The organism is Halorussus rarus (assembly GCF_003369835.1).
GTDB classification, from domain to species: domain Archaea; phylum Halobacteriota; class Halobacteria; order Halobacteriales; family Haladaptataceae; genus Halorussus; species Halorussus rarus.
In genome coordinates this window covers 1,171,378-1,194,019 of record NZ_QPMJ01000001.1, presented here as the reverse complement: position 1 = coordinate 1,194,019, position 22,642 = coordinate 1,171,378, and the positions used below count along the sequence as shown (strand labels likewise).

At 68.7% G+C, this 22,642-nt stretch carries 24 protein-coding genes; 7 read left to right on the top strand and 17 right to left on the bottom strand.

What is annotated here, in order from left to right; translation table 11 throughout:
* Nucleotides 1-4 precede the first annotated feature (4 nt).
* The 10 genes from queC to DVR07_RS05725 all read right to left on the bottom strand — a co-directional run bounded on the left by queC (nucleotide 5) and on the right by DVR07_RS05725 (nucleotide 7,292).
* Entirely contained in the window at nucleotides 5-760 is a 756-nt protein-coding gene (gene queC, locus DVR07_RS05770; RefSeq protein ID WP_115795792.1) for a 7-cyano-7-deazaguanine synthase QueC, read from the bottom strand.
* Between the two features lie 42 nt (nucleotides 761-802).
* Nucleotides 803-1,045: a hypothetical protein gene (locus tag DVR07_RS05765; RefSeq protein WP_162829453.1), complete on the bottom strand. Its 243-nt coding sequence runs from the start codon at nucleotides 1,043-1,045 to the stop codon at nucleotides 803-805.
* A gap of 78 nt (nucleotides 1,046-1,123) precedes the next feature.
* Nucleotides 1,124-1,903, bottom strand: a complete 780-nt coding sequence (locus tag DVR07_RS05760) for a 7-carboxy-7-deazaguanine synthase QueE (protein ID WP_115795790.1) — start codon at nucleotides 1,901-1,903, stop codon at nucleotides 1,124-1,126.
* Nucleotides 1,904-1,905: 2 nt separating this feature from the next.
* A complete protein-coding gene (locus tag DVR07_RS05755; protein WP_115795789.1) occupies nucleotides 1,906-2,358 on the bottom strand; it encodes a 6-pyruvoyl trahydropterin synthase family protein in 453 nt (150 codons plus the stop codon).
* Between the two features lie 35 nt (nucleotides 2,359-2,393).
* On the bottom strand, nucleotides 2,394-3,449 hold the full coding sequence (locus DVR07_RS05750; protein WP_162829452.1) for a hypothetical protein: 1,056 nt from the start codon (nucleotides 3,447-3,449) through the stop codon (nucleotides 2,394-2,396).
* 49 nt (nucleotides 3,450-3,498) lie between these two features.
* A complete protein-coding gene (locus DVR07_RS05745) occupies nucleotides 3,499-3,927 on the bottom strand; it encodes a DUF3006 domain-containing protein (protein ID WP_115795787.1) in 429 nt (142 codons plus the stop codon).
* Entirely contained in the window at nucleotides 3,917-5,362 is a 1,446-nt protein-coding gene (locus tag DVR07_RS05740; protein WP_115795786.1) for a lamin tail domain-containing protein, read from the bottom strand. The genes DVR07_RS05745 and DVR07_RS05740 overlap by 11 nt, the downstream gene beginning before the upstream one ends.
* Nucleotides 5,363-5,995: 633 nt before the next feature.
* Nucleotides 5,996-6,454: an HTH-type transcriptional regulator Lrp gene (lrp, locus tag DVR07_RS05735; protein WP_115795785.1), complete on the bottom strand. Its 459-nt coding sequence runs from the start codon at nucleotides 6,452-6,454 to the stop codon at nucleotides 5,996-5,998.
* A 133-nt stretch (nucleotides 6,455-6,587) separates the two neighbouring features.
* Nucleotides 6,588-7,022 (bottom strand): NUDIX hydrolase, encoded by a 435-nt coding sequence (locus tag DVR07_RS05730; RefSeq protein WP_115795784.1) that lies wholly within the window; start codon nucleotides 7,020-7,022, stop codon nucleotides 6,588-6,590.
* Nucleotides 7,023-7,145: 123 nt separating this feature from the next.
* Nucleotides 7,146-7,292 (bottom strand): rubrerythrin-like domain-containing protein, encoded by a 147-nt coding sequence (locus DVR07_RS05725; RefSeq protein WP_115795783.1) that lies wholly within the window; start codon nucleotides 7,290-7,292, stop codon nucleotides 7,146-7,148.
* 538 nt (nucleotides 7,293-7,830) lie between these two features.
* On the opposite strand from DVR07_RS05725, the gene DVR07_RS05720 reads away from it, so the two are divergent.
* From DVR07_RS05720 to DVR07_RS05700, 5 genes are all read left to right on the top strand, one after another.
* The gene (locus DVR07_RS05720; RefSeq protein ID WP_115795782.1) at nucleotides 7,831-8,073 is read left to right on the top strand and encodes a hypothetical protein; all 243 of its coding nucleotides are present in this window, start codon (nucleotides 7,831-7,833) and stop codon (nucleotides 8,071-8,073) included.
* Complete coding sequence (locus tag DVR07_RS05715; RefSeq protein ID WP_115795781.1) at nucleotides 8,066-9,454, top strand: ammonium transporter; 1,389 nt, start codon at nucleotides 8,066-8,068, stop codon at nucleotides 9,452-9,454. The genes DVR07_RS05720 and DVR07_RS05715 overlap by 8 nt, the downstream gene beginning before the upstream one ends.
* Entirely contained in the window at nucleotides 9,447-9,806 is a 360-nt protein-coding gene (locus tag DVR07_RS05710) for a P-II family nitrogen regulator (RefSeq protein ID WP_115795780.1), read from the top strand. Before DVR07_RS05715 ends, DVR07_RS05710 begins: the two co-directional genes overlap by 8 nt.
* Nucleotides 9,807-9,921: 115 nt before the next feature.
* The gene (locus DVR07_RS05705) at nucleotides 9,922-10,881 is read left to right on the top strand and encodes a hypothetical protein (RefSeq protein WP_115795779.1); all 960 of its coding nucleotides are present in this window, start codon (nucleotides 9,922-9,924) and stop codon (nucleotides 10,879-10,881) included.
* Between the two features lie 8 nt (nucleotides 10,882-10,889).
* Nucleotides 10,890-12,584 (top strand): NAD+ synthase, encoded by a 1,695-nt coding sequence (locus tag DVR07_RS05700; RefSeq protein ID WP_115795778.1) that lies wholly within the window; start codon nucleotides 10,890-10,892, stop codon nucleotides 12,582-12,584.
* A gap of 58 nt (nucleotides 12,585-12,642) precedes the next feature.
* Here the strand turns inward: DVR07_RS05700 and DVR07_RS05695 are convergent, their stop codons facing one another.
* From DVR07_RS05695 to DVR07_RS05670, 6 genes are all read right to left on the bottom strand, one after another.
* Nucleotides 12,643-13,533 carry a carbohydrate ABC transporter permease gene (locus DVR07_RS05695; protein WP_115795777.1) on the bottom strand — a complete coding sequence of 297 codons (891 nt, stop codon included), beginning with the start codon at nucleotides 13,531-13,533 and terminating at the stop codon, nucleotides 12,643-12,645.
* Entirely contained in the window at nucleotides 13,530-14,489 is a 960-nt protein-coding gene (locus DVR07_RS05690) for a carbohydrate ABC transporter permease (protein WP_115795776.1), read from the bottom strand. Before DVR07_RS05690 ends, DVR07_RS05695 begins: the two co-directional genes overlap by 4 nt.
* A gap of 131 nt (nucleotides 14,490-14,620) precedes the next feature.
* A complete protein-coding gene (locus tag DVR07_RS05685; protein WP_115795775.1) occupies nucleotides 14,621-16,054 on the bottom strand; it encodes an ABC transporter substrate-binding protein in 1,434 nt (477 codons plus the stop codon).
* A gap of 217 nt (nucleotides 16,055-16,271) precedes the next feature.
* On the bottom strand, nucleotides 16,272-17,360 hold the full coding sequence (locus tag DVR07_RS05680; RefSeq protein WP_115795774.1) for an ABC transporter ATP-binding protein: 1,089 nt from the start codon (nucleotides 17,358-17,360) through the stop codon (nucleotides 16,272-16,274).
* Between the two features lie 82 nt (nucleotides 17,361-17,442).
* Nucleotides 17,443-18,516: an Ldh family oxidoreductase gene (locus DVR07_RS05675; RefSeq protein ID WP_162829450.1), complete on the bottom strand. Its 1,074-nt coding sequence runs from the start codon at nucleotides 18,514-18,516 to the stop codon at nucleotides 17,443-17,445.
* 100 nt (nucleotides 18,517-18,616) lie between these two features.
* Nucleotides 18,617-19,381: an SDR family NAD(P)-dependent oxidoreductase gene (locus tag DVR07_RS05670; RefSeq protein WP_115795772.1), complete on the bottom strand. Its 765-nt coding sequence runs from the start codon at nucleotides 19,379-19,381 to the stop codon at nucleotides 18,617-18,619.
* Nucleotides 19,382-19,532: 151 nt separating this feature from the next.
* Here DVR07_RS05670 and DVR07_RS05665 point away from each other — a divergent pair, with 151 nt between their 5' ends.
* On the top strand, nucleotides 19,533-20,495 hold the full coding sequence (locus tag DVR07_RS05665; protein WP_115795771.1) for a transcription initiation factor IIB: 963 nt from the start codon (nucleotides 19,533-19,535) through the stop codon (nucleotides 20,493-20,495).
* Nucleotides 20,496-20,615: 120 nt separating this feature from the next.
* The gene (locus DVR07_RS05660; RefSeq protein ID WP_162829378.1) at nucleotides 20,616-21,149 is read left to right on the top strand and encodes a hypothetical protein; all 534 of its coding nucleotides are present in this window, start codon (nucleotides 20,616-20,618) and stop codon (nucleotides 21,147-21,149) included.
* A 13-nt stretch (nucleotides 21,150-21,162) separates the two neighbouring features.
* Here the strand turns inward: DVR07_RS05660 and DVR07_RS05655 are convergent, their stop codons facing one another.
* The gene (locus DVR07_RS05655) at nucleotides 21,163-22,503 is read right to left on the bottom strand and encodes a phosphoribosylamine--glycine ligase (protein ID WP_115795769.1); all 1,341 of its coding nucleotides are present in this window, start codon (nucleotides 22,501-22,503) and stop codon (nucleotides 21,163-21,165) included.
* Between the last annotated feature and the right edge of the window lie 139 nt (nucleotides 22,504-22,642).

The window sequence follows — 22,642 nt, the reverse complement described above, 5'->3', positions numbered from 1 at the left end:
CGGCTCAGTCCGCGTACTCCGGCCGTTCCTCGTACTCGATGGGGTCGCGCACGCCGACGTTCTGGAACGCCTGGAGCCGGAACGCGCAGGCGTCGCAGGTCCCGCACGCCGGCGACTCGGCCCGGTAGCAGCTCCAGGTGTGCTCGTAGGGGACGCCGAGTTCGGTCCCGCGCTCGGCGATGTCGGTCTTCGACCACTCGACGAACGGCGCGCGGAGCTCGATGTCGGTCTCGTCCTTCGTGCCGGCGTCGATGACCCGCCGGAACGCGTCGAAGAACGCCGGCCGGCAGTCGGGGTACCCCGAGAAGTCCTCGCTGTGGGCGCCGATGAAGACCGCCTCGCAGCCGTTGGCCTCGGCGTAGGAGGTCGCCATCGCGAGCAGGTTGGCGTTCCGGAACGGGACGTACGACGTCGGGACCTCCTCGGAGTCGAGGTCGGCGTCGGCCACGTCCATCTCGTCGTCGGTGAGGCTGGAGTTCCCGATGGCGGCGAGGTGGCCGGTCTCGACCCGGAGGAAGTCGGCGGCGTCGATCTCCTCGGCGAGCCGCCGGGCGCACTCGTACTCCTTGCCCTCGGTCTGCTGGCCGTAGGAGGTGTGGAGCAGGTAGAGGTCGTACCCCTCCTCGTCGGCGAGGTAGGCCGCGGTGGCGCTGTCCATCCCGCCGGATGCGAGGACGACCGCGCGCCCCTCGGTCGGTTCGTCGGTCGGTCGGGAGTCGTCGGTGCTGGTCACGTCCGACCACTCGTGCGGGGCCGTCATGAGTCGTGCGGTCCGGCGAGTCCGTCCGACGGACCGGGCCGGTCAGTGCCGGGCGACGTGGTAGCAGACGCCCCAGACGAACGACAGGGCGGTCGCGATGAGCAGCGTACCCGCGAACCGCGGGGAGAACGCCACGCCGGTCGCGGCGACGAGGACGCTGCCGACGCGCCGGGACACCTCGACGAACGACGGGGTGTGCTGCCAGACGAACTTCGAGATGACCGCCGCGGTGAGCATGCTGGCGAACGCCGAGAACGAGTGGGAGCCGCCGGATGTGGCTGGCACGAGTAACTATCTCCTCTGTTACTAGTCGCGAGTGTGGTACGTCCAATTAAAGCTACCGCTCCCCGCCATCTTCGCGCGTCACGTCTCCGGGGCGTCGTTCCAGAGGGTGACGTGGAGGCGGGGCGTGTACCGGAAGCCGTACTCCTGGGCGAGTTCGGCAGCGACCGGTCGGGTCTCGGCGATGCGTTCGCGAGTCGCCCCTTCGGGCATCACGAGGACGTCGGTGTCGCGGATCTCGACGGCGGCTTCCTCGCGGAGTCGGCCGAGCAAGTCCGTGATATCGTCGACGTCGTCGCGCTCGCTGACGACGAACTTGAGCTGGAAGTCGTGCGACTCCACCAGCGCCGTCAGCGCGTCGAGGTCGACGCGGCGCTCCTCGTGGCGCTCGGCCCACTCGCCCGCTCCCTTCGGGTCCCGTTCGGCGGTGGGCGTGCTCGACGCCAGCTTCGGGCTGATGCTGGCGAGGTCGATTGGCGCGTCCCGGTGGATGGTCCCGTTGGTCTCGACGGTGGTATGGTAACCCCTGGTGTCGAGTTCGCGGAGCAGCGAAACGACCTCGTCGTGGAGCAGGGGTTCCCCGCCCGTGACGACCACGTGGTCGGCGTCGCGGGACTCGACCTCGGCCAGGACCTCGTCGACGCTCATCGTCGCGTGGGTCGGCTCCCACGAGGTGAGGTAGGAGTCGCAGAACCAGCACCGGAGGTTGCAGCCCGAGGTGCGGACGAAGACGCTCGGGACGCCCGCGAGTCGGCCCTCGCCCTGGAGCGACTCGAACAGTTCGTTTATCGGGAGAGCGTCGCCCTCGCTCGCGCGGTCCGCGCTCTCGTCCGCCTCGACCACGTCGCTGGAGACCGGCATCGTCAGAACGTCGCCCCGCCGCAGAGCTCGGCCGTCTCGCTCACCTGGACCGCGACCTCCGAGACGGTGTCGGGCAGTTCCTCCGCGAGCCGGCGCTCCAGCACCGCGCTCATCACCTCCGCGGTCGGCGGGTCCGCCAACACGACCACGGCGTCGTCGTCGCCCGACGCCTCGAACGCCTCGACCAGCGGGTCGCCGGCCTCCAGCAGGAACCTGTGGTCCCACTCGGAGAGCACCGAGGTAATATCGCCCTTGTCGACGACCCACCCCTCCTCGCGCAGTTCGCCGACGACCTTCACGGTGATCTCGTAGTTGTGGCCGTGGGGGCGGCTGCACTTGCCCTCGTGGTGCAGGATGCGGTGGCCGGCGCTGATTCGGATCGGCCGATCTCGACCGACGTAGAGCGTGCGCGCGTCGGACTCGTCGACGGAGGACTGCAATACTCGCCGAGACATACCCGAAGATTATTCGTCGAGCACTTAACTCCACCTCAACTCGGTCGGCGGGCGGACCTCACCGCCGCGACTCGGTTCGACCGGGTGGTCGTTCCGGCGAGCGAAACCGTCGCCGTGCCGGAGACGCACCCCTCGACGCTCGCGGTCGCCTCGCCCGCCGACGCGTCGGCGTACTTCGCGCTCACCGTCGTCGACCAGTCGACGCGGCCGTGCGCGGCGACACGCTCCCGGACGATGCGACTCTCGTCGTCGTCCGCGATGGTCGTCGGCCAGTAGACCGCCGCGAGGAACTCGCCGGCCCGGTCGGTCGCGTTCTCGGCGGTCAACGAGAGTTCGACCCCGTCGTCGGTCCTCGTCGCCGTGAACGACCGCAGTTCGAAGTCCGGCGGCGACCGGCCGAGGGCTGTCGCGGCATCCTCGGGAAGCGACCAGGTCGCGGTCTCGCCGCCGTATCGACAGCGAATCGCGGGCGTATCCGCGGTAAGCGGCGAGGGGAGCCCGAAGGCGATCCAGCCGACGCCGCCGTTCAGGCCGTCCGCGTACGGGTCGTCGTACTTGACGTCGCCACGGCCCGCGAGCGACGTGGTGAACGCACCTTTCGTCTGCGCTTCGATAGCGAGGGCGGGGTAGCTGTCTCCGCCGGCGACGAGGTCGAAGGCGTCGTAGGACGGCGGTCCCGCCGCGTCGGGAGCCGAGTCGGTCGCGCTCTGGACGGCCGCGACGACGAACTGCTCGCCGTCCGGGGCGAGAACGCCGCCCGACCCCATGATGGACTCGTAGGCGACCGCGCTCCGGCGGACGGGGTCGGCCACCGCGACACGGGCGTCGGCGACGGTCTCGACCGTCGACTCGGGGAGCGCGAACGACGCGTCGGCTCCGTCGGTCGTCGTCTCGGAGTCGGGCGGGTCGCTCGACGTGGTTCCCTGACGGGTCAGAGCGGTCGTCTCGGTGGGTTCCTGGCGGTCGGTCACGGTCGCGTCCGGCGTCGCCGCTTCGTCCGAATCGTCGCCGCCCGTGCAGCCCGCGAGACCCATCGCGGCGATGGCGGCGGCGCTCGTCCGGAGGAAGCGACGTCGTCTGGTGGAGGGCACGTCCGGAAGTGCTCGAACGACCGACAAGTACTTTCTGTCGAGAGGCGGGCTACTGCGCGTCGTCCGCGCTCTCGTCCGACCCGTCCGCGCTCTCGTCCGTCTCGCCCGCCGCGTCGGACTCGGGCCGCTCCGCGAGCGCGTCGAACCGCGACTGGGCCCCGTCGGCGCGCCGCTCGGTCGCGTCGGGGTCGTAGGACAGCGAGGTGACGTGGCCGCTGCTCACCGCGAGTTCCAGAACGGCGTCCTGTCGCCGCGCGTCCTCGGGGAGCCGCCACGCCGGGATCGCTCGCTCGGCCACGACCTCCTCGCCGGATTCCAGCAGCAGGACCGCCAGCTCCCGGCCGTCGTCGGCCGGGTCGGTCGCCTCGAACCGGTCGAGGACCGCGACGTACCGGCCGTCTGGGACCGCGTCGCGGCGCTCGGACCCGCCGCCGTCCGGGACGGGGCTGCGGTCGGGAGCGTTCCGGTCACCCGTCATACTCGGCCTCCAGCACGAGTCGGCCTTCGTCGGTCCGGACGAAAACCGTGTCACCCGCGTTGTTCCAGACCGGCGCGTCGGCGTTCCAGTGGTACTCCCCGTCTTCGTCCCGACCGCTCCCCGTTCGGAGCGTCAGCGTCTTGCCCGGCCCGAGCGTCGTCTCCGATGGGAACGCGTACTCGTGGTCCGCCTCGTCGGCGACGGTCCACCCCGAGAGGTCGAGCGGACGGTCGCCGTCGTTCCTGAGGACGACGTACTCGTCGTTCAGGTTCTCGTACTCGTCGCCGGCCGCGTCCGCGTGGACTCCGGCGAGTTCGAGGGCGGCGGTCGGCCCACCGGTCTCGGTCTGCGTTCCCCCGTCCGCAACTGCGGTCGGCCGCGGAGCGAAGTCGCCGACCGGGAACACCGCGCGGCGTTCGAGCGGACCGTCCGCGCTCGGGGCGACGGGGTCCGCGCGCCGGAGTTCGAGCGGGTCGGTCGGCGCGTCGGACTGGGTCCGGACCGCGACGCGCTCGCCGTCGGTCTCGAACGCGACGGTTCCGTGGACCGCGGTCCAGTAGGTCCGGACGCCGCGCGCCGCGAGGCGTTCGAGGACCTCCCGGTGCGGGTGGCCGTACGGCGAGTCGTAGGCGCTCTGGACGGCGGCCGCCCGCGGCGTGACTTCGGCGAGGAGTGCGGGACCGGTGCTGGTGTTCGACCCGTGGTGTCCGGCCGCCAGTATCGTGGCGTTCAACAGCGCGTCGTAGCGTTCGGTCAGGTACGCCTCGGCCTCGCGCTCGGCGTCGCCGGTCAGGAGCGCGCTCGCGTTCCCACGGGCGACCCGCAGGACGAGGCTGTTCTCGTTGCGGTCCCGGTCCGCGAGATACCCCTCGGGCGGCCCGAGCACCCGGACCGACGCGCCCGCCAGCGGAATCCGGTCGCCGGCCCGGGCCCGGTAGAGGGTCACGTCGTGCTCCTCGACGGCGTCGAGGTACGACTCGTAGGTCCGGGAGGCCGCCGCGATGCCCGGGTCGTACACCGCGCCGACGCCGCGGGCCTCGGTCTCGAAGTAGTCGATGACCGCGGCGTGCCCGCCGACGTGGTCGGCGTCGGCGTGGGAGGTCACGAGGTAGTCGATTCTGGTGATGTTCTGCCGTCGGAGGTAGTCCAGGACGTGCTCGCCGTCGTCGTTCCAGTTGCCGGTGTCGTACAGCAGCGTCTCGCCGGTCGGGCCGACCACGAGGACGCTGCCGCCCTGGCCGACGTGGATGAAGTGGAGTGTGAGGTTACCGGTCCCGCCGTCGTCGCCCGCCTGCGGAGTCCCGTGGGTCGCGGTCCGCGCGGTCGCGTCCGCGTTCGGCGCGGTGCCGCCGAGACACCCCGCGAGCGACGCGACGGCGACGACCGCGAGGAGCGCGACCGCCGCGCGGCGTGACGCTCCGAGGTCATGTCGCATCCCGTGTCCGAACGCCCCGCCGAGAGAACAGTTCTTCCCATGCGCACGCGACGACACGAGGTGAAAGAATCCGCGACGATCACCGGGGATGGCTGGCGATACGGATTCGGTTGCGGACGGAGGACGACACGTCCCGAATCTCCGACGTTCGAGCTGGATAAGCCTACACCACGAAACTAAACAAAAACTGAGTTCAAGCAGACGAATGGTGTTCTTCGACCTAATACACACAATATACTGCTAGGTGATGCCGATTCTACTGACTACTTGTAAGAAACTGTTTTATGGTTTCCGGACGACGTACCCGTATGGAAGGAGGTGACCAGACGCACTGTCCGGCGTAGCGAGCATCCCGTTCGGTAACCGTTGATCTCGCGGCTCCGTACCGGCCCGTCCGCCGCTACTGTCACCATGGATTCGAGATCAGCGACACTCCCCGTGGCTCGGATTACCTCGGGTAATTCACCTCGGAGATTTTCGGATAGAGCGCCGACGCACGTCGCTCACGGTCGGGACGGACCGCGTCGTACTGCGACACGCTCGTCCGGCGGAAGCAGTCCGACCGTCCGTCCCAATTCGTAGCTCCCGCTTCTCGAGATCGCAGAGACCCTCGCTACTTCGCGTACTGCAGCCTCAGTCCTCGACGTCGAGCGCGAACTGGTCGTGTTCGCTCGCGGTTGCGAGCACGACGCTCGTGTTGCTCTCGTTGACGTCCTCGTCGTTGAGCAGCAGCTTTATCTGCTCGTTCATCCCGTCGGTGTCGGCGAACTTCCCGACGGCGATGATGTCGTAGTCGCCGGTGACCTCGTAGACGCTGATCATCCGGTCGTGGTCCCGGAGCCGGTCGGTGACCTCCGGGAGCGCGTGGCCCTCGACCTTGAGCTGGATGATGGCGGTCACGTCGTAGCCCAGCGCGTCGTAGTCCACTCGCGGGGTGTACCCCTGCACGACGCCGGCGTCCTCCAGGTCGGAGAGGTGGTTCGAGACGGTGGTCACCGACACGTCGAGCTGCTCGGCCAGGTTCCGGAGGCTGGCCCGGCCGTCGTCGAGGAGGGCGTTCACGAGTTCCACGTCGAGGTTCTCGTACGTCATACTCCGTCACAGCACACCGCACGCTTTATAATTTGCCGAACGTCCAATGTTCGCCGGAAGAACGAGCCCGACGTTAACCTAGTGTCCTTTGTAACGCTCGGATGCGAACTACAATTGCGGAACCGGTGACTGTTCACGCGGTGGCCCCGAGCAGGTGGACGTAATCGTCGAGTTCCAGGGCGAACTCCTCCGAGGCGGGCAGGTCGACCCACGAGAACTCGAACTCCAACCCCCGCTCCTCGCCCTCGCTGGTGACGGTGTGGGTCCAGCTGTCGCGCGGTTCGTGGACGCTCGCGTGGAAGAAGTGACGGACGTACCGCTTGGGCGGGGACCGCCGGCGGGTCCAGACGTCGGTCGTCAGGTGCCGGGTCGGGCCGACCGCGCCCAACCCGCTCTCCTCGGCGACCTCCCGAAAGACCGCCGTGCGCGGATTCTCCTCGGACTCGATGGTCCCCTTCGGAATCTGCAATCCGTCGTGCTCCGGCCCCTCGAACACGAGCAGTTCGTCGTCCCCGCGCGTGATGTACGCGCAGGCCTTCTGGACGTACGTTACGGCTTGGGTAGACATTTTCATCGAAGGACAACAATCTCCCGTAAAAGGATTACGACGATGCAAGATTTAGGTGTAATAAGAATACAATCGATTCCTCGCGCCCCGGACCCGTGCCGGCCTGTCGGGCGGTTGCCGGGGCTACTCGCGCGGGACGGCGACGTTCCGGAGCTGTCCCTGGCACTCCGGGCAGGTCGACCGGTGTTCGTCGGCGGTGACCCGCGTCAGGCACTCTCTGCACTCGTACTGTTTCGTCGGTACGCCCGTGTCTGGGGTGTGTTGAACCATAACGTGATAGTGTTTTCCACACAGAATGTAAACTCTTCCCTAGTATCTCCTAGAGGAGTACAACCGATTCCAGATAGTAATTGACGTTCGACCATTATCAACTACTACTTTGGACGAATAGGTAATTCTTGATGCGGTCCAGATTGAACCGGCTCAGTCCAACTCGCTCGTACCCGTCTTCGGAGGAGGAAAGGCGGTGGTTGCACCCACAGAATTTTAATAAATTGTATCTATCTTGACTCAGCCTCCGTTTTCGAACCTATTCGCCCTAATATATTCCTTATACTGTTAACAATACCATCTCGGATTAGGCAACCGTACGAAACCTTTTAGTAAATGATAGCTGTTGCCGGACGGTGTAGACGATGAACGGACGAACGTCGAACGAGTGTCCGATAAGCGGACTAGATACGGTTTCAGAACCGATTACGAACGACAAACGGAAGAATATCTCATGAAAAAGTACACGAACGATTCCGGGAAAGATGGCGCCGCTGCGAGCGAACGCACGAACGATACCGACGGAGCTGACAAACCGATGGACGACACTCCACCGACGATCGACGCGACCGACCCCGACGACGGGAGATACGCCGAACTGAATCTCGCGGACGACGCGGTCGTGGTGTACGACCGCACCCGCACCCACGCCTGGATACAGTCGGACGTCACCTACCCGACCGACGTCCCGGGCGAGACCGGCTCGGCGGTCGACCGCGAGCGGGACCTCGCGGCTCGCAACGCCGAGCACCCCGTAACGGGAGGCGAACTCGATGGTTGACCTCGCCGCACTCCAGCAGTTCACCGAACTCGCGAGCGGGGTCAACACCGTCTGGGTGCTGACCGTGTCGTTCCTCATCTTCTTCATGCAGCCGGGCTTCGCGCTGCTGGAGGCCGGCCAGGTCCGGGCGAAGAACGTCGCCAACGTCCTCATGAAGAACCTGATGGACTGGGGCATGGGCGTCATCGTCTACTTCCTGGTCGGACTCGGTATCGCGGGCGTGGCCGCCACGCTGACGGCGTCGGGCTCGTCCGGACTCGCCTCGTCGTTCAGCTACATCAACGACTCCGGGTCGTGGGTCAGCTGGCTGTTCGGCGCGGTGTTCGCGATGACCGCCGCCACCATCGTGAGCGGGGCGGTCGCAGAGCGCATCAAGTTCAAGGCGTACGTGTTCTACTCGATCGGCCTGACCGCGGTCATCTACCCCGTCGTCCAGGGCTTCGCCTGGGGCGGCGGCCTGCTGTCGTCGAGCGGCTTCATCGGCTCGGCGCTCGGCGTCGGCTACCTCGACTTCGCGGGCGCCACGGTCGTCCACATGCTGGGCGGGGTCGCCGGTCTCGTCGGCGCGTGGATGGTCGGCCCGCGGCGCGGGCGCTTCGACGAGACGGGCGAGAGCAACCCCATCCCCGGCCACTCCATCACGTTCGCGGTGCTCGGAACCTTCATCCTGGCGTTCGGCTGGTACGGCTTCAACGTCGGCACCCAGGCGACGGTGCTCGCCGTCGAGGACGGCGGGCTCACCTTCATGGGCGACGCGCTGGGCCGGGTCGCGCTCAACACCACGCTCGGCATGGGCGGCGGCGCTGTCGCGGCCGCCCTCACCACGGTGTACACCGAGGGCAAGCCCGACCCGCTGTTCACGGCCAACGGCCTGCTCGCGGGTCTCGTCGGCGTCACCGGCGCGGTCCCCCACGTCACGTGGTGGGGCGGTCTCGCGCTCGGCGTCATCGCCGGCGTCCAGACCCCGCTCGTCTACCGGTGGGTCGTCGACTCGCTCAAGATCGACGACGTCTGCGGCGTGTTCGCGGTCCACGGCAGCGCGGGCGCCATCGGCACCCTGCTCATCCCGGTGTTCGCGGTCGGCGGCTTCTCGGCAATCCAGTTCGTGATGCAGGCCATCGGCATCGGCGTCATCGCACTCTGGACCGTCGTCACCACGTGGCTGGTGTTCAAACTGGCCGACGTGACGGTCGGGCTCCGCGTCGACGACGAGGACGAGCAGCTCGGCCTCGACCGGAGCGAGCACGGCTACACCGCCTACCCCGAGTTCGTCGAGGGGACGACCAGCGATTCGGGCCGGCGCCCGAGCGGTGCCGGCGAGAGCGGTCCGGTCGCCACCGACGGCGGTGCCAGCGCGTCGGAGGTGAGCCGGGATGAGTGAGACCGACGGCGACATCGAACTCGTGATGGCCATCGTCAGGCCCGACCGGCTCGGCGACGTCAAGGCCGCGCTCGCCGAGGTCGGCGCGCCCAGCCTCACCGTCACCGACGTCAGCGGTCGGGGCAGCCAGCCCGCCAAGACCGAGCAGTGGCGCGGCGAGGAGTACACGGTCGACCTCCACCAGAAGGTCAAGATCGAGTGCGTCGTCGCCGACGTCCCCGCCGAGGACGTGGTCGCCGCCATCCAGGAGGCGGCCAACACCGGCGAACCCGGCGACGGCAAGATATTCGTCCTCCCCGTGTCGGACGCGGTCCAGGTCCGCACCGGCAAGAGCGGCGTCGACGCGGTCTGACGTGACTGTGGGGGAGACCGACGTCGCGCAGTTCGCCCGTCCGGCCGGCCACCTCGGCGGTCGGCCGATTCGATTGCTCTCTCGGAACACTCGAACAACACCAGTAGTCCATCCAATGTCACGCACAGCCCAGCATCTCGATTGGTCCGCCGACGTCGATCAGCCCGCGCTCGACGACCCCCAGGCGACCGCCCGCGAGCGGAGGGCGTTCATCGAACGCGCCGTCGCCGACGCCGGCGCCGACGGCGTCGTCGTGGCCCTGACCGGCGACGTCGACTCGGCGGTCGTCGCCGCCCTGGCCGCGGAGGCGCTCGGCCGGGAGTCGGTCCGGGGTCTCCTCCCGACGACTGCCGGAGACGCCGACCGAGCAGACCCGAAGGCGGACGCCTTCGGCGACGACGCGCCCGGTCGGCGCGCCGCGACGGAGCTCGGCATCTCGGCGCGGCAGCTCGACGTCGCGCCGTACGTCGAAGCTCTGGCCCGGACGTTCTCCGACGACGCGACCGCCCTCGTGGGGGACCGTCCGGGAACCGGCGCAGCCTCGCCGGCCAAAGACGGTGACGCCGCGGACGCCGACGACCGCGCCCCGGCGGTCCGCCGCGCCGTCGCTCTCTGTCTCGGCGAGCTCGCGGCCGCCGTCGAGGCGAGCGCCGCCTCGCGGCTCGTGCTCGGTCCGGGCACCCGGACGTCGCTGGTCGGCGCCGCTCCCGTCCGGGCGAGCGACCCGGGCGCCGACCTGCTCCCGCTCGGCGACCTCTACCTGTCCGAGGTCCGGGAGCTCGGCCGCCACCTCGGCGTGCCGACCCCGCGCGCCGACGGCCCTGACGCCGACAGGCGGTGGTTCGGGCCGACCGCGACCCCGGACGCCGCGCTCACCGTGGAGACGGTCGACGCCGTCCTGTGGAAGCTGCTCGACGACGGCGCCGGCATCGAGCAGACCGCGGAGGCCCTCGACATCGCGCCCGCGCTCGTCGGCCGCATCGCGGTCCGATACGCCAGGCGGGTCCGGCGGAGCGAGGCGAGCGCGTCCCGTGCGACGGGGGAGCCGCGGGAGACCGACGGAGGAGGTGACTGACGGTGGCGATGCGACGGTCCCCGCCGGTCGAGTCGACCGCGCCCCGCGACCGGACCGGCCTCTCGCCGGACGAACTGCGGGAGCGCGCCGCGACACTCCTCCGCGAGACGGTCGAGGACGCCGACGCCGAGGGCGTGGTCGTCAACATGAGCGGCGGGGTCGACTCCTCGGCCACGGCCGCGCTGGCGGCCGACGCGCTCGGCGCGGACCGGGTGTCGGGGCTGTTGCTCCCGACCGCACAGAACCGGGCGGCGAACACCCGGGACGCCCGCCAGCTCGCGGTCGACCTGGGCGTCGAGTACGACCACGTGCCGCTCCAGTCGGCGCTCGACGCCTTCGAGCGGAGCGTCGGGCCGAAGATCGCGCCCGGCGGCGACCGGTACGCGGTCGGGAACCTCGCGGCCAGGCTGCGGATGGCGTGCGCCTACTTCGTGGCCAACGCCACCTCCCGGCTCGTGGTCGGCACGAGCAACCGGAGCGAGCGGTTGCTGGGCTACTTCACCAAGTACGGCGACGGCGGCGCCGACGTCCTCCCGCTCGCCGACTACTACAAGACCGAGGTCCGACGACTCGCTGGAGACCTCGAGGTTCCCGACGACGTAATCGAGAAACCCCCGACTGCGGGGTTCTGGTCGGGCCAGACCGACGAGTCGGAGCTCGGCGCGCCCTACGAGACGCTCGACGGCGTGCTCCGGTCGCTGGTGGACGAGGACCGGGACGTTCCGGCAACCGCCCGGGCGCGGGACGTCGACGAGGGCCGGGTCCGGCAGTACGCCGCCACGGTCGCCCGGACCGCCCATAAGCGCTCGCGGCCGCCGACGCCGACCAGGCGGACCGCGGCCGGCGACCCCCGGCCGACGTTCGCGTCCGACCGGGCCGGGGCGGCCCGGCTCGCCGACCGGCTGACCGAGTCCGTCCGCGAGTACGTCGAGCGCGCCGACGCCGACGGGGTCGTCGTCAACATGAGCGGCGGGCTGGATTCGAGCGCGGCGGCCGCGCTCGCGGCCGAGGCGCTCGGTCCCGACAGGGTCTACGTCCTCCACCTCCCCTGTCACAAGGGGACCGACGCCGCGACGGTCGACCCGGGGTCGCTGGCGACCGACCTGGGCATCGACTACGCCCGGGTGAACGTCCACCCGGTGGTCTCGGAGATCGAGCGCCGCCTGCCGACCGAGGTGACCCGGTCCGCCGGGACCCGGGAACTCGGCAACCTCGTCGCGCGCCTCCGGATGGCGTGCGCCTACTACGTCGCCAACGCCACCTCCCGGCTGGTCCTGGGAACGACCAACCGGACCGAACGGCTGCTGGGCTATTTCACCAAGTACGGCGACGGCGGGGTCGATCTCCGGCCGCTGGGCAACTGCTACAAGACGGAGGTCAGCGCGCTCGGCCGGTATCTCGACCTCCCGGCCGAGGTGCTCGACCAGCCGCCGACCGCCGGGTTCCGCGCCGGCCAGACCGACGAGGGCGACTTCGGGATTCCGTACGAGACCCTCGACCGGGTGCTCGCCCGGCTTGTCGACGGCGACCTCGGCGTGGCCCGGACCGCCGACGCACTCGACCTCGACCCCGAGCCGGTCCGGCGGTGCGCGGCATGGCACCTCGACACCCGGCACAAGCGGACGGTCCCGCCGACGCCGCGCCGGCTCGAGACCACCGACCGGCCGCGGTACTTCCACGAGGTCGAACTCAACTTCCGGTGACCAGTCGCGGGGCCACCGGGTCGTCCCGGCGTTCGACCGACGGCGGGAGCCGGTCGCGTCACAGCCCGGTCCGGAACCCCTCGAGGAGGTACTTCCGAAGCACGATCACGAAGACGAACGCCGGGAGGACGATCATGATGCTGGCGGCCATGATCTGACCCCAGAAGACCCGCTGGCCCTCCGACAGTGTGAAGAGGCCGACCGTCAGCGGCCACTTGCTCCGGTCGGACATCAGCACCTTCGGGATCGTGTACTCGTTCCACGACACCGCGTAGGAGAACAGCGCGACCGCGATCATCCCGGGCTTGGCGAGCGGGATCGCGACGTCCTTGAACGCCTGGAACCGGGTCGCTCCCGCGGTCCGGGCGGACTCCTCCAGCGACCGCGGGACCGTCTGGAAGAACTGCCACATCAGCCAGAGCGAGAACGGCAGCGAGAGCGCCGTCTCGGCCAACACCAGTCCGAACAGGTTGTTCGTGAGGTTGATCTCGGTCCAGATGATGAACATCGGAATCGAGAGCAGGATCGCCGGGAACATGTACCCGAACAGCACGAGCCGGGCGAACTTCCGCTTGAACCGGAAGTCCAGCCGGGCCAGCCCGTACCCCCCGAGCGTCGACAGCACCACGGTCAGCGAGACCACCCCGAGCGAGACGACGATGCTGTTGGCGTAGAACTGCGGGAACTCGGTCTCGAACAGCAACGTCCGGTAGTGGACCAGCGAGATCACCTCCGGCACCAGCGGGACCGATTCGATGAATATCTGGCTCTGGGGGCGCAGCGACGTGTGGAACATCCAGAGGATCGGAAAGAGGACGACGGCCAGCACGAGAGCGATCGCGAGGCCCAGGCCTGCCCGCTTCAGCAACCGGATCTGGCGGTAGCTCAGGGCGCCGTCGGTCGCCACCGCGCTGGCGGCGTCGTCGGGCGTCTCGGGCGGGTTGCTCATTCGGTACGCACCCCCTCGGCGGGTTCGAGCACCCGGAAGTAGACGAGCGCGACGGCGACGAGGAAGACGAACAGGAGCGTCGACATCGCCGCCGCCTTCCCGAGTCGGGTGAGTCCGAAGCCCAGTTCGTAGGCGTAGATGGGCGCGGTGCGGGTCGCGTCGCCCGGCCCGCCGCCGGTCAGCACGTAGACGATGTCGAACTTGTTGAACATCCAGACGCCCCGGAGCAGGATGACGATGAAGATGACGTTCTTGAGGTTCGGCAGTGTGATGTCCCGGAACACCTGGTAGGAGGAGGCGCCCGCCACCCGGGCGGCCTCGTAGTGGTCCTGGGGGATGCTCTGGAGCCGGGCGAGCACCATTATCGTGACGAAGATGGTGAACTTCCAGCTGCTCGTGAGGATAACCGACAGCATCGCCGTGCTGTGGTTACCGAACCAGCTGAACGGGTTGTCGAGGAGACCCAGTTCGATCAGCACCCCGTTGAGGACGCCCCACTGGGCGTTGCCGATCCACAGCGCCATGAAGCCGAGCACGGCCGTCGGAATCATGTACGGCAGGATGACGACGGCCTGGACGACGTTCGAGAACCGGAACTGGCGGTTGACGAGCAGCGCGATGCCGGTGCCGACGACGAGCTGGAACGCGGTCGACCCGCCGGCGAAGACGACCGACCGCCAGACCGTCATCCAGAACGTCTCCTCGGTGAGCAGCTCGACGTAGTTGTCGAACCAGACGAACTCCCACGTCGGGACGAACACCGGGATCTCGTAGAACCCCGCCGCGACGGCCCAGACGATGGGCCCGAGCGTGATGAAGACGAACAGCAGCAGCGCGGGCAGGATGGTGAAGGCGGCCATGACTCGTCGCCGCGAGAGGAACTCGTACAGCGAGTTCCGGTATCGGAGCCGCCGTTCGCGGAGCGACTGGTCCTCGGTCTGTGTATCGGTAGCCATGTTGTGTCGAGTCGGATGCTGGCGAGTGGTGTCGTATCGCTGAAAGTATCGTGCGGTGTTCAATCACGTCCCCGGCGGGAACTGGGTCCCGGTCGCAGACCGGACCCCGCCGGGAACCGCGCCCGGTCGTGCTACCCCCGCGACTGGTCGATCACGGACTGGATCTGGCCGGCGTAGTCGTCGACGATGGCGGCCGGGTCCCGCTCGTTGATGGTCGCGTCGTTCAGGATGTCGACCAGCAGCTTCGAGCTGTAGATGGTTCCCGCGTACGGGTTCGGCGGCGACGTCTCCTGGCTGAACGGCAGTATCTCGTCGGCGAACGCGAGCGAGGTCTCGACGTCCTGGTCGGTCCAGGCGTCCGAGAGCTGGTTCAGTCCCTGCTGGTACGCCTGGTTCTCCCGGATGGACGGGTACGAGGGGTTGTTGTGGATGGGCGTCAGCAGCAGCAGGTCGATGAAGTACCGTTCCTGGAACATGTAGCTGACGAACGTGTTGGCCGCCTCCGTGTTCGCGCCCTGGAACGTCATGTACGCGATGGAGTTCGCGTGGCTCTGAGACGTCCGGTTCGACGGCACGAACGACGCCCGGACCTGGTCGGCGAACGGCACGTCCTGCTGGACGCTCTGGACCTTGGGTCGGGCCCCGACGTAGCCCGCCTCCGCCGACGTCCCGGTCGGAATCGCCTGCACCTGCTGGGAGCAGCCGGCGTTCGCGTTGGTCGGCGAGTACTGGTAGAGGTTCCCGAGGAACTCCAGGGTCTCGATCCACCGCTGACGGTTGTCCCCCTGGTCCATGACGCACTGGACCTGCCCGTTGTCGTCGCGCGCACACACCCGGCCCTCGTTGGTGTAGAGGTACGCCAGGAAGAACGAGTCGTTGCACAGCGCGGGCGCGAGCGGAATCGACGTGCCCCGCGTCCCGTTCGGGTCGTCGGCCTGCTCGGCCTGGGCCAGCATCGTGTCCCAGTCGGTCGGCTCCTGATTGTAGATGTCCTCGCGGTACCACTGGCCCGAGGGGTTGATCCAGCACGGCACGCCGTAGTCGTCGCCGTCGACCTGCACCCGCGTCCCGCCCACGGGCTCGCCGTAGCGGTCGAGCATGTCCGACATCGCCGAGTTGACCGGCGCCGCGACCCCCTGGTGCTGGAGCTGGACCACCCGCGTCTGGACAGCCTGCATCACGTCCGGCGGGTCGCCGGCCTGCAACAGCTGGGCGAGCCGCTGGCCCTGCTCGCCGAGGTTCACCAGGTCGAGGTTGACGGTCGCGCCGGTGTCGCGCTCGAAGTCGCTCTTGACCCGCTGGAAGAAGTTGGTGAACGCCTCGCTCGACTCGTCGGTCAGGAAGTGGACCTCCGTCCCGCTAAGGTCGGGCCAGTCGCCGCCCTGGGTCGTCGTTTGCTGGGCCACCGCGGTCGGGTCCGCGTATCCCGACAGTCCGGACAGGCCGGCGACCGAACTCGCGCCGACCAGCTTCATCACCCGCCGCCGACTGTGGTCGCTCCCGGTCGCGCCCGATTCTCCGTCCCCCGTTCTCGCGTCGTCTCCCGAGTCACGTTCCCCCGTCATGTGACGGCATACCGCACAATTCGGGGATACATATACCTAGGGGATGTAACCAGTCCGCCCAGTATCTATATTCTCGGCATCATTATACAGTAACTGACATTCGGTGGCAACTGCTCGGTCGTCGTCAGCATCGACGTCGTTCGGGGTCGGCCGCCCGGCGCTCGCCGGGTCCGGAAGCCGAGTCGACGACGGCCGGCTGACGAGCGCGGCGGCGCTCTCAGCTGCTCCGCGCGATGAGCGTCGTGCTCTCGGGGTCGAACAGGTACAGCTCCGCGCTGTCGAAGTAGATCTCGGTCTCCTCGCCCTCGGCGACCGGGGCGTCCCGGGGTATCAGCGCCGAGAGCTCCCCCTGCGGGCCGTCGATGGTCGCGAGCGTGCGGTCGCCGATGGGTTCGAGCAACCGTATCGTACCGGCGAACGCCCGAACGCCCTCCCCGGACAGCGAGACGTTCTGCGGCCGGACGCCCACCGTGACGCCGCCGTCGCGCCCGTCGGCGAGTCGCTCGACGTCGAACGCGATCTCGTTCTCCTCGATCTCGACGGTCGCGGTCGCGTCCGACAGCTCCGACAGCGACCCGGTCACGAAGTTCATGCTGGGGTTGCCGATGAACTCGGCCACGAACCGGTTGTTCGGATAGTCGTACACCTCGTCGACGTCGCCGATCTGCTCGATGCGGCCCTCGTTCATCACCACGATGCGGTCGCTCATCGTCATCGCCTCCTCCTGGTCGTGGGTGACGTAGATGGCCGGCTCGCCGATGCGCCCGTGGATGCGCTGGATCTCCTTGCGGATCTCGACCTTGAGCTTCGCGTCGAGGTCGCTCAGGGGCTCGTCCATCAACAGCGCCACCGAGTCGCCGACGACCGTCCGGGCGAGCGCGACGCGCTGTTGCTGGCCGCCGCTCAGTTCGCCCGGGTACTTGTCCAGGTCCTCGTCGATCTGCATCACCTCGGCGGCCGCCTCGACCTCGTCGTTCAGTTCGTTCCGGGGAACGCCGCTCACCTTCAGCGGGTAGCCGATGTTGTTCCGGAGCGTCATGTGGGGGTACAGCGCGATGGACTGGAACATCATCGCGATGTTGCGCTCGTTCACCGGGACGTCGGTGACGTCAGCGCCGTCGTACCGGATGCGCCCCCCGGAGGGCGTCTCGAGTCCCGCGATGCACCGCAGCGTCGTCGTCTTCCCGCACCCCGACGGCCCGACGATGGAGAGGAACTCCTCGCCCTCGACGTCGAAGCTGATGCCGTCGACCGCCGTCACCGGGCCGAACTGCTTCGTGAGCGACTCGACCTCGATGCGAGTCATGCTACCAACCCACTCTCCGGTCCCGTATAGCTCTTTTCCCGGTCGGTTTCCGAAGAGGCGGCGCATCGGGCATCGCGCGCTCCTACGAGATCGCCTCGGGGAACGGAACGCCGTAGGTCTCGGCGAGCGACCGGAGGCTCTCGACCGCCCCGGGACGGAGTTCGACGCCGTATTCTCGCTGCTCCCGGAGCTTCCTCGCCTCGATCTCGCCGGGCACCAGCACCTCGTCGAACCCGTCCCGAGGTTCGACCGCCTTCAGTCGGTCGACGTAGTCGCCGACGTCCCGTTTGAACGCCCCCACGTCCCGGAACGTCTCGACGTCGACCGCGGCCAGGAAGTGGCCGAGGCGCATCGGTTCGTCGTAGTCGTCGTAGAGCGGTCCCACCGAGGGACTCGGCCCCGCTCCCGACAGGAGGCCGGAGAACACGTCGACCACGATGCCGAGCCCGTACCCCTTCGGTCCGCCCAGCGGTCGCACCGCGACGGCCTCGTGCGGGTCGGTCGTCGGTTCGCCGTCGGCGTCGACCGCCCACTCGGCCGGAATCTCGTCGTCCTCCCGCCGGGCCACCTCCTGGATCTTCCCCATGGCGACGACGCTGGTCGCCATGTCGAGCGTGACGGGGAACTCCCGGTCGGTCGGGACCGAGAACGAGATGGGGTTCGTCCCGAGCAACGGTTCGGCGCCGCCGAACGGGATGACGTCGGGCCCGACGTTCGTCATCGCGAGGCCGACGAAGTCGTTCTCCGAGGCGAACTCGGTGTACCCCGCCGCCGTGCCGAAGTGGTTGCTGTTCGTGACGGTCACGGCGCCCACGCCGGTCTCGGTCGCGAGCTCCATCGCGGTCTCCATCCCGGCGCGGGCCGCGACCTGCCCGGGACCGTCGTCCGCGTCGACGACCGCCGTCGCGTCGCCCAGCGCGGTGATGGCCACGTCCGGGTCGGGGTCGAACCCGCCGGCCTCGAAGTTCTCGACGTAGGCCTCGAGCCGGGCCACCCCGTGGGAGCTGACGCCCCGGAGGTCGGCCCGGACGAGCCCCTCGGCGACCCTGTCGGCGCAGTCGTCCGCGACGCCGCTCTCGCGGAGCACCTGACCGACGAACCGCCGGAGGTCGCCGTCGTCGATGCGAACTGTCGAACCGCTGTCGTCCCCACCCATGGTACCCCTCTCGGCCGGAACCACCATATGCGTTCGTGACGGTCGGCCCTCCTCGTCACGGTTCGGACCGTCTGCGTCGGTCCTCCCGGTCTCCTGCCGGCTACTTCGCGGTCGTCCCGCCGTCGATGTTCACGATCTCCCCGTTGACCTTCTTCGCGGCGTCCGAGGCGAGGTAGACGCCGAGCTCCGCGACGTCCTCCGGTTCGTTCAGCATGCCGACGGGGATGTCGGCGACGCGCTCGTCGACCCAGTCGGGGTCCTCCCGGCGGACCTCCTCGTTGATGGCGGTCTTCGTCGTGCCGGGCGCGATGGCGTTCACGTTGACCCCCTGCGGGCCGTACTCGACCGCGAGCTGCCGGGTGAGCGCGTTCACGCCGCCCTTGCTCGCGCAGTACACCGGCAGGCTCTCGATGCCGCGCTCGGCCGCCTCCGAGGAGACGGTGATCAGCGTCCCGTCGGTCTCGACCAGTTCGGGCAGGACCCCCTTCGCGAAGCGGATCGCGCCGGTCAGGTTCACGTCGAGGACCTGCCGGATGTCCTCCTCCGCGGTCTCGGTGACCGGGCCGCGGGTCATCGCCCCCGCGCAGTTGACCGCGACGTCGACGCGGCCGAACTCCGAGACGGTCGCTTCCACGGCGTTGTCGACGGACCGCTGGTCGGTGAGGTCGCACTCGACGAAGACGGCGTCGCCGCCGCGCTCAGAGATCGCTTCGTGCGTCGCGGTACCGCCGCCCTCCGGCGACCGGTGGAGGCCGCCGACCGCGACGGTCGCGCCCGCGTCGGCGAACCGGGTGGCGACGCCGCGGCCGATGCCCGAGGACGCGCCGACGACCACGGCGACTTTCGAAGCCAATCGATCTGGCATGGGGCCCAATACCACGGTCTCCCGTGATTAATCTTGTCCGGGTGGCGATGGGACAGGTCGGACTCGGACGGCAACCGGGAAACTTGCCTTCCGGTGTACGAACGTCCGCGCCTGCACAACTGTTACCCGTGCACGCACCGAACTCCGTGGTATGGAGAGGCTCCGTCGGCAAGACGAGCGCGACGAACGCGAGGAGGAGAGCGAGGAAACCGGAGGGCGGCGGCGGTGCCCGGAGTGCGACTCCGCCGGACTCGTCAAGAGCGCCGACGAGACGGAGCTCACCTGCGAGGACTGCGGCGTCATCCTGGAGGAGGAGACCATCGACCGCGGGCCCGAGTGGCGGGCGTTCAACACTCAGGAGCGCGAGAGCAAGTCCCGCGTCGGGGCCCCGACCACCCAGACGATGCACGACAAGGGGCTGACGACCACCATCGACTGGAAGAACAAGGACGCCTACGGCAACTCGCTCTCCTCGGAGAAGCGCAACCAGATGCATCGCCTGCGCAAGTGGCAGCAGCGACTCCGGACCAAGGACGCGGGCGAGCGCAACCTCCAGTTCGCGCTGGGCGAGATCGACAGGATGGCCTCCGGGATGGGCGTTCCGCGGTCGGTCCGCGAGGTCGCGTGCGTCATCTACCGCCGGGCCTTGAAGGAGGACATGATCCGCGGGCGCTCCATCGAGGGGACGTCGACCGCCGCGCTCTACGCGGCCTGTCGGAAGGAGGGCATCCCCCGCTCGCTCGCGGAGGTCGCGGAGGTGTCCCGGGTCGAACGCAAGGAGATCGGCCGGACCTACCGGTACCTCTCCCAGGAGCTCGGCCTGGAGATGCGTCCCGTCGACCCCAAGCAGTACGTCCCGCGGTTCTGCTCGGAGATCGGCCTGTCCGAGGAGGTCGAGGCCAAGACCAACGAGATCATCGACGTCACCGTCGAGCAGGGGTTGCTGTCGGGCAAGTCCCCAACGGGCTACGCGGCCGCGGCGATCTACGCGGCGTCGCTGCTCTGCAACGAGAAGAAGACCCAGCGCGAGGTCGCCGACGCCGCCCAGGTCACCGAGGTCACCATCCGGAACCGCTATCAGGAGCAGATCGAGGCGATGGGGCTCCACCAGTAGGATTCGTCTCGGGCGCGGCAAGCGATGGACTGCTGACGTTCCTCGGTCCCCCTCTGGTCCCTGCTCGGGTGTTTGCAACCTTTTAGCCGGGGCGGACGAAGAATCGGTCGTCTGGTACTCATGAGAGAACGCGTCTCGCAGTTGGAAGTGGTCCGGAGCTGGCTCGACCGCGAACGGCGGAAGGGGGAGGCCGAGATTTCGCTCTCGGGCGACGAGGCCGACTGGCAACTCGTCGGCGCGCTGTTCGCCCACCGCCCGTTCCAGGCCGCGTTCGTCTGGCGCCACCCGGTGACGTGGTACCGGACCGAACTCGACGAGACCGCGTTCCGGCGGCTCGAGGTCATCGAGGGACCGCGCGACGAGTCGTGGCGAGAACTCTCGCCCGACGGCACCATCCTCGGCGCGGCCCGGCGCATCCGCGGGGCCGACCTCCGCGGGCGATTCGAAGATATCGACGTGGACCACGTCCGCCGACTCGCCGGCAGGACGCCCGAGTCCGAGCGAATCGTCTGCTTCCGGCGGGGCACCGCCGCGCCGTACGTCGCCGACGGCAACCACTACGCGACCGCGACCGCCCTCCGACTCCTCCGCGACGGCGAGTACGCGCCACAGCGGGCCTATCTCGGCGTCCGCCGGTATCCGAGCGTTCGGTAGACGCTTCCCGGCTTCAGTCCGCGCTCCGCGGACCGACCGAGTCCCGCGGACCCAGGTACCCCCACGCGTGGAGCCTGTCGCCGTCGCCCTCCACCCAGCGGTCGCCGACGTCGTCGCGGTAGTAGAGGTTCGGGATGATGACGTTGTCGACGCGCTCGTAGCACTCGGCCTGAGCCTCCTGCATGGTCTCGCCCTTCCCGGTCACGACCAGGGGCATCCCGGACTCGCCGGCGGCGCGCCACTGGCCGTCGACGTTCTTCGCGTCCTCGATGTGGACGCCCTCCCTGTCGCCGTTCTCAAAGACGATGGCGGCGTTCCGGGAGTTCTCGTCGTAGGTCTTCTCGTCGTCGAACGGGAACGGCGGCAGCACGACGCGGACGCAGACCTGGTACCCACGGTGGACCCGGAGGTCGGGGTCGCGGCCGTGGGCGAGGTCGTGGAAGAACTCGCCGGTCGGCGACTCCATCGCCTCCGCCTGGAGCGCGATGGTCGGATAGCCGAATCGGGGCGTGAACTCCAGCGGGTAGATTCCGGTCGCGTTGACGATGCAGTTGAGGTCGATGCTCCCGACGTACCCCTCGTCGGCGAGCCAGCCCTCCAGCTTCCCGAGGGTCCGCTCGAACAGCTCGTTTCGGCGGCTCCAGAACATCGAGGTCCCCATCTCCCCGGTCGACGGCCCGATGTTGCCGGGGAACAGCTTCTTGTGCTCGAAGTTGAAGTTGACCGGCTCGACGAACCGGGAGCCGTCGAAGAGGCCGCAGACCGCGATCTCGACGCCCTCGACCTTCCGCTGGAGCTGGAACCCCTTCATCCGGTGGCCCCACGCCTTCTCGTAGGCCCGGAGCACCTCGACCACGTCGCTGCCGTCGTCCTCGGTCCCGACGTACAGGAGTCGCTTGACGTTCTGGACCTCGCCGAGCGGCTTGACGACGTACGGGCCGGGATTCTCCTCGACGTGGCGGATGCCCGCCGAGAAGTCCGAGAACTCGTGGTGGTCGACGGTGTCGATGCCGTGCTCCTCGAGGACGTCCATCGCGTACCCCCGGTCGTCCTCCAGTCGGTCGGTGTTCGGCGTCCCGCCGACGACGGCTTTGCCCTCGTCCCGGAGCTCCGCTGCGAGTTCGCCGGTTCCGAGCTCCGAACCGCGCCAGATGTCGTCGAAGATGACGACGTCGGCCCACCCGAGTTCGGCCTCCCAGTCGTCGGTCTTGGGCACGAACCCGTCGGCGATCTCCCGGTCGCTCTCGGCCTCGATGTAGTACTTCACGTCGTGGCCCTCGCCGTGGATCTGCCACGCGAGGTCGCCGATGAGCGCGGCGTCCGCCGAGACGAAGAGGAAGCGCTTGGAATCCATGGCCCTTCCGACGAGCGCCACCCTCAAAAGAACCGCGACGAGCGCGTCACCGAGTGGTCCGTAGCGTCGCTCTCTCAGTCGGATGGCGGTCCCGTCATCAGTATTGTTTGACCCTCGAAATTCTTTATAGCGACGCCCG